We start from the raw sequence: 7536 nt of genomic DNA on the forward strand, positions 1-7536 counted from the left end.
CCGACATTACCTGGCTTCCTTTCTCCGAATATTGCCAAAATCCTTGTGGATAACTTTGGCATTGCCCGGATTACCAATCCTGATGATGATATTAACTTGTTTTTTAACTAATGGCCAGGCTTTATGAATCTTGTCTCTTCTGAATCAGTATAAATTACAATGAAGGTTGTAAATAAATGTTCTGGAACACTAGCATTTTATATCATTCATTATGATTACTCCTTTAAAAATATTGATTATAGATGATTCTGAAGACGATGCACTTTTATTGGTCCATGAAATAGAAAAAAAAGGAGGGTACAAAGTCTCATGGGAGAGGGTGGAAACGCCCAAAGATACTTCATTCGCCCTGGAGAAGCAGGATTGGGACTTTGTATTTACCGATTATTCCATGCCTCATTTTGATGGAATCCAGGCACTGGAAATTATCCATAAGCTCAAAAGCGACATGCCCTGTTTCATGATTAGCGGGACAATGGGCGAGAATGCTGCAGTCAGTGCCATGAAGGCCGGAGCAAATGATTATTTCATCAAAGGGCACCTCTCTCGTCTTGTTCCTGCTTTAAAAAGAGAGATTAAGGAATTTAAATTACGGAGGAAAAAACAGGAAACAGAGCTTGCACTCAGGAATAGCGAAGAAAAATACCAGACTCTGATTGAAAATACCCTTGATGTAGTATTCTCCATGAACCTGGAGGGAATCATCCAATTTGTAAGCAATAATGTAGTAAGACTTTATCATGTTGAACAGGATAAATTAATCGGCCATCACATTTTTGAATTTGTGAGTTCAGAGGATAAATCCAGAGTAGAGGCTGAACTGGCCAGGTTAAAAGCCGGGAAAAACAAATCGATTCTGGAGTTCAGGTTAATTACCAGTAAAGGCAAAACCATTTATGTTGAAGAAGTCAGCCGTTTACTGGCCAATAAGAATGGCCTCCCCTTGTTGATTGGCGCTGTTCGTGATATTTCTCAACGTAAGCGGTTGGAAGAAAAGGAAGCGTTTTATATCCGGAATCTGCGGCTGCTATCAAAAATCGCCTTTTCGCTTAATGAACTCGAAGATATTGAGGAAATTCTGAAATTAATTACGGTAAGTTTACATTCTATCATACCTCAGGCATATATGGTTGTTAGCCTGATCGACGAGAAAGAGAAGTATATCCATATCGTCAAGACCTATGGTTTTGACGATACTTTCGATATCATTTGCAGGATAATTGGGATGAATCCGCTTGATATCAATTTTCTGATTAATGCCCGTAATCCCGAACATAGAAAAATATATATGTCTCACAGGCTGATCAACATAGACGGAGGCCTGCATGAGCTAAGCATGGGAAAAATTCCGGGAAATATCTGCTCTGTCCTGGAAAAGTTTCTCGATATACGTTTTTTCTATACCATGGGCTTCAATTGGAGTGAGAAAAACTATGGCAGTGTCAGCCTTTTTACTTCTGAAAAAATTGGTACAGAAGTCCGCAATATGGCAGAAACCATCATCAATCAGGCTTCAGTAAAGATACATAAGAAGATGGTTGATTTGAAACTGAGGTCCAGCGAAGAACATTTCAGGGCGATTACCGAAAATTTGTCCGATGTTATCGGAATCTTAAACGAACAGGGGGATCTGATCTATATCACTCCGAATGTGCAGAAATCTTTTGGCTATACTGCTGAAGAAATGACTGGCCTAAATACCTTGAAAGCTATATTCCCCGATGATGTTCATAAATTCATGGACATTATTCATAAGCTGGTTAGCCGCTCTGAAAGTTCTTGTGTGGCAAACTACAGGTTGGTGGATAAAAACAAAAATTTAAGGTATGTTGAAACCCTGGCTGTGAACATGTTGCACAATCCCATTATCTCAGGAATAGTCCTGAGCATGCGCGATATTACCGAGCGTAAGAAAATGGAGCAGGAATTGTTTGAAGCCAAAGAAAAGGCTGAAGCTTCAAATTTGGCAAAAAGTCAGTTCCTGGCTAACATGAGTCATGAAATCAGAACCCCGATGAATGCCATCATAGGCTTCACTGAGTTGTTGACTTCCCTGGAAAGCGAAGAGAAAAAACTTAAGATGCTTAACATCGTTAAGAATTCAAGCGAATCACTTTTGAACATCATCAATGATATTCTCGATCTGTCCAAGATTGAAGCCGGAAGGACTTTACTTGATTCCCGGGAGTTTGACCTTTTGCAATTGACCAATGAAGTTTGCGGTAACTTCAGGATACTTATTAAAAGCAAACAACTTCAGGCATATTACGAGCAATTGCCTTTAAAACATGAAGTAGTAACCGGTGATCCTACACGCTTAAGGCAGATATTGATAAATATAATCGGGAATGCTGTAAAATTTACGGAAAAAGGCTCTATTACTTTAAGAGTTGAAGAAGTAAAAACGGAGGGGGACAGGGTTTTTATTCAATTTACCATTAAAGATACAGGAATTGGAATCCCTGAAGAACAACTTGATCTGATTTTTGAGGAATTCAGGCAATTGGAAAATTTCCTGACCAAAAAATATCAGGGTACAGGTTTGGGTTTATCAATCGTAAAACAACTTGTTGAAATGATGGGGGGGACGATTGAAGTGCACAGCCGGCTCAATGAAGGCAGTACTTTTATTGTCATACTTCCTTTTGGCATTCCCTATGCCGGTGATCAAACAAAAATTTTTTCTGAAAATGAAGAAACCAGGGCAGAACCTCAGGGGTTAAATATATTATTGGTTGAGGATGATCCCAACAATCAGGAGTTGATGAAAGTATATGCCCAAAAAAACCACTGGAAAATTGATGTGGCCGATAATGGTACAAGAGCATTGGAAAAATTTAAAAAAGACAGGTATGACCTGGTGCTTATGGATATACAATTGCCGGTAATGAATGGTTATGAAACTTCTGTTTCGATCCGTCAATATGAGAAAATCGCCGGAACACATGTTCCAATTGTTGCCATTACTGCTTATGCCATGCAAAGCGACAAGGAGAAATGCCTGAATGCCGGCATGGATGATTATTTGCCCAAACCTGTTAAAATTGAGGAACTTTATGCTGTCGTCGGAAAATATTGCAATAATCCTTTAAAAAACTGAACTGTTTAAATACTTGAACTGAATTCCTTAAATATTTTTCTGATTATATCGTGTCTTTCTAATCAAACAATTCCTGTTTTGCCCGTCTTTATCCTGATATCGTAAAGAAATTTCCCCTTACTTATAATTGTAATAATTACAATAACTCTGTATAATTTCTACAATTCCAGCCATTAAGCAAATTTTTTTCTTGTAAAAATTCATCGTTTACTTGATGCAATTTGAATTTTTTTAAGAAAATTTCTTGTAAAGAGTGTTCATTTATTGGGAAAATAAATTTTTTAATTTGCACAATAACAATTCAATGTAAAATATTTGAATATTGTTGATCACCATACGAAATATCACATATATTTGTAAGTATAAAAAGTACACTAAGTACTTATTTAATAACCGGTTTTTTTGTGAAATGATTGCACATAAGATAGTACCTAATGTTTCAGTAGATTGTGTCATCTTTGGTTTCGACTTTGAGAGGCTGAATGTGCTCCTGGTAGAACGTGAACTTAAGGATAAAGTCACCAACCAGTTGCTTATCAATGACCATACGCTGGCGGGTTATCATATTTATGAAGACGAAGATCTGGACAGCGCGGCTGCCCGTATTTTAAGGGATTTGAGCGGACTCGATAACATATACCTTCAGCAATTTTACGCTTTCGGCAGTACCCGCCGTGTTGCAGCAGCGAAAGACCAGCTTTGGCTGAGGCATATAAACCGCGGATTTTCCGACCGCATTCTTACGGTAGGTTATTTCTCGCTGATCGATAACACAAAAGTAACTCTTACTCATAAAGAAAAGAAACTTCAGTGGTTCCCGGTGGATGCCGTGGCTGATATGGAAATGGCATTTGATCATAAGGAGATTTTCTACAAAGGACTGGAGGCCTTGCGCAATACAGTGAAAATTGAACCGATTGCTTTTGAATTGCTGCCCGAACGTTTCACCCTCACCCAGCTGCAGAAGTTATACGAATCGCTGTTCGGCAGCACTTTCGACAAACGTAATTTCAGAAAGAAGATTTCACAGATGCACTACATCATTCCTTTAAGGGAAAAGGAAAAAGGTGTGGCCCACAAACCGGCCCAGTTGTTTTTGTTCAGCCGTGAAGTCTATGAAAAGACCCGGAAAGAAAAGACCGTTTTCTTAATCTGATACTTTAAAACCTAATCATCGTGGAAAAATTAAAACTACAGGAAAAAATTGGTTATGCCTTGGGGGATGGAGCCGCGAATATCGCCTGGCGCGGCGTGGCTACTTTCTTATTCGTTTTTTATACTGATGTCTTTGGACTGAATCCCGCTGCTGTCGGATTACTTATGCTGATTGCCAGAATGAGTGACGGTATTATCGATGTGATCATGGGTATAATCTGCGACAGGACAAATTCAAAATACGGTAAGTTCAGGCCTTGGATTTTATGGACTGCAATCCCGCTGGGAGTGACCTTGTCGCTTTTGTTTACCACTCCTCATTTCGGACCAAGCGGTAAAATTATTTATGCTTATGCTACTTATCTGATATTTTTCTTCATTTATACGGCAAATAATATTCCTTACGGCGCTTTGATGGCTGTCATGACCGGCGACGACAAGGAGCGTACCAGCCTGGGATCGTACCGTATGGTTGGTGCTTTTACCGGCGGTATGCTGGTTCAGGGTGCTTTATTGTTCCTGGTTGCACATTATGGAAATATAGATCCCTCCATCAGCCTGAATAAGATGGATAACAGGAAATATGAAGTAACTGTTTCGACCAGCCAGGAAGTTAAAAATGTAAATATTAAAACCAAAAACGGCGTTGCCCTTTTCTCCTGGGCCAATGCGAATATAGGTGCGAGCCAGAATGTACCTACCCAGGGAAAGAGCTTTTCAATGGAAGCAAAAAAGAAATATTCTTTCATTGTAGCTGGTGAAGCTAATCTTAAACCAAAGGATATCAACATCATTGACCAGAAAAAAGGATACAGCCATGCCATCTATCTGATGTCAATCTTTTTATCATTGTTTCTGATGCTGACTTTCGCCGGCACCAAAGAACGCGTTCAGCCGCCAAAGGCTCAAAAGACAAATCTGGGCAAGGATTTGAAAGATTTAATAACCAACAGGCCCTGGTTGGTTTTGCTGGCCATTGGTCTGCTGTTTAATGTCTATAATTCCATCAAGCAAGGAATCATTGTTATTTATTTCTCGCATTATATCCACAACCAATTGTTGGCTGCCTCCTATATGATCGGATTGATGCTGGCTTCCATTGCTGGTGCCATGGTGACATCCCCCCTGGGCAAGCGTTTTGGCAAAAGGAATTTGTTCATTTATGCCCTGATTTTCTCCGGAGTTGTCAATGCTTTAATTGCTTTTTGCGGACCGGCGGATATAAAAACCATATTTGCCATTGGCATTACCTCTGAATTCGGTGCTGCCATATTCCCGACCCTCTTTTTTGCCATGTTGGGCGATGCTGCCGATTATTCCGAGTACAAGAATGGCCGAAGGGCTACCGGACTTGTATACTCGGCCGGTTCTTTTGCAACCAAATTCGGTGGCGGCGTTGCTGGTGCCATTATTGGCTTTGTTCTGGCTGCCTTTCATTACAACGGACAGGATACTGTTGCCATTCAGGGCGCAGTTCCGGGTATCATCATGCTGATGAGCTGGATTCCGACTATTATTGCTCTGATTGCTGCCGCTGTGATGACTGTCTATCCTTTAAATCAAAAGAAGATGGATGCAATTACCATTGAACTTAATGAAAGAAGGGCCAGTGAACTTGCAAACCCTGTGATATAATAATTTCCCCTTATACCTTAAAACTGACTTTAAAATTAAAATTACTCGAAAATGAAATACGGACATTTCGATGACAAAAACAGGGAATATGTGATTGATAACCCGCGCACTCCCTGGCCATGGATTAATTATCTGGGTAACGAGGACTTTTTCTCACTTATTTCTAACACCGCCGGTGGTTATACCTTTTATAAGGATGCTAAATTCAGGCGTATCACCCGTTACAGGTACAACAATGTGCCTATGGACGATGGCGGTAAATATTTCTACATCAAAGATGGCGACACCATCTGGTCGCCGGGCTGGAAGCCATGCAAAACCGAACTTGACAGTTACGAGTGCCGCCATGGAATGAATTATTCCATCATCAGGGGTGAAAAAAACGGGATAAACGCTTCCGTGCTTTATTTTGTTCCTTTGAAAACCCGGGCTGAGGTGCAAAAGCTTACCTTGGCCAATCATTCAAATGAAACAAAAAAGCTTAAGATTTTTTCATTTGTTGAATGGTGCTTGTGGAATGCGGCAACCGATATGGAAAATTTCCAGAGGAACTTTTCAATCGGTGAGGTTGAAATCGAAGATTCTGTAATTTACCATAAGACGGAATATAAGGAACGCCGTGACCATTATGCCTATTATTCGGTGAATGTGCCCATCAGTGGATATGACACCGATCGTGAATCCTTCTTCGGCCTTTATAACGGTTTCGGCGAGCCACAGGTTGTAAAAGAAGGCAAGCCCAATAATTCCGTAGCCCACGGATGGTCTCCCATTGCTTCTCATTACATTGAAGTGGAACTGAGGCCTGGCGAAGCTAAAGATTTTGTCTTTGTCCTGGGATATGTGGAAAATGAGGAGGACGAGAAATGGGAATCAAAAAATATTATCAATAAGAAAAAAGCCAAGGAGACTATTGAAAAGTTTGATACAGCGGCTAAAGTAGATGCTGCTTTGGCTGAACTCCGAGAATATTGGGACAACCTGCTGAGTATATTCTCGGTTTCTTCGGGTGATGAGAAGCTCGACCGTATGGTCAACATCTGGAACCAGTACCAGTGCATGATCACTTTCTGTTTCTCCCGTTCTGCTTCATTTTTCGAATCGGGAATCGGCCGTGGCATGGGATTCAGGGATTCCAACCAGGATCTGATCGGTTTCGTACACCAGATACCCGGACGTGCCCGCGAGCGGATCATAGATATTGCTTCAACCCAGTTCCCTGACGGCGGTTGCTATCACCAGTACCAGCCTCTTACCAAACGGGGGAATAACGATATAGGCGGCGGATTCAACGATGACCCGATGTGGCTTATTTTTGGAACGATCAGCTATATCAAGGAAACAGGTGATTTCGGAATTCTTGATGAAATGGTGCCTTTCGACAATGATATTTCTGTAGCCCGCACTTTATTTGATCATCTGACGGTATCCTTCAATCATGTGGTGAACAATCTTGGCCCGCACAAATTACCGCTTATCGGCCGTGCCGACTGGAACGATTGCCTGAATCTTAACTGTTTTTCTAATGATCCGGATGAATCGTTTCAGACAACCGAAAATAAATCTGAAGGTTCCAAGGCTGAATCAATTATGATTGCCGGTTTATTTGTGATTTATGGCCGCGATTATGTTGAACTGTGCAAAAA

4 protein-coding genes are annotated in these 7536 nt (G+C 40.8%); all 4 read left to right on the forward strand.

Annotation, left to right across the window (positions count from 1 at the left end; translation table 11 throughout):
* Positions 1-211 precede the first annotated feature (211 nt).
* On the forward strand, positions 212-3100 hold the full coding sequence (locus tag Q8907_10260; GenBank protein MDP4274649.1) for a response regulator: 2889 nt from the start codon (positions 212-214) through the stop codon (positions 3098-3100).
* 409 nt (positions 3101-3509) lie between these two features.
* The gene (locus Q8907_10265) at positions 3510-4256 is read left to right on the forward strand and encodes an NUDIX domain-containing protein (protein ID MDP4274650.1); all 747 of its coding nucleotides are present in this window, start codon (positions 3510-3512) and stop codon (positions 4254-4256) included.
* A gap of 20 nt (positions 4257-4276) precedes the next feature.
* Complete coding sequence (locus Q8907_10270; protein ID MDP4274651.1) at positions 4277-5890, forward strand: MFS transporter; 1614 nt, start codon at positions 4277-4279, stop codon at positions 5888-5890.
* 51 nt (positions 5891-5941) lie between these two features.
* A partial coding sequence (locus Q8907_10275; GenBank protein ID MDP4274652.1) for a glycosyl transferase occupies positions 5942-7536 on the forward strand: 1595 nt, incomplete at its 3' end.

Source organism: Bacteroidota bacterium, from assembly GCA_030706565.1.
GTDB lineage: Bacteria > Bacteroidota > Bacteroidia > Bacteroidales > JAUZOH01 > JAUZOH01.

Bases quoted from the DNA above. Each gene is read 5' to 3' on its own strand.
- Q8907_10260 (MDP4274649.1), top strand. From the start codon at position 212: ATGATTACTCCTTTAAAAATATTGATTATAGATGATTCTGAAGACGAT.
- Q8907_10265 (MDP4274650.1), top strand. From the start codon at position 3,510: ATGATTGCACATAAGATAGTACCTAATGTTTCAGTAGATTGTGTCATC.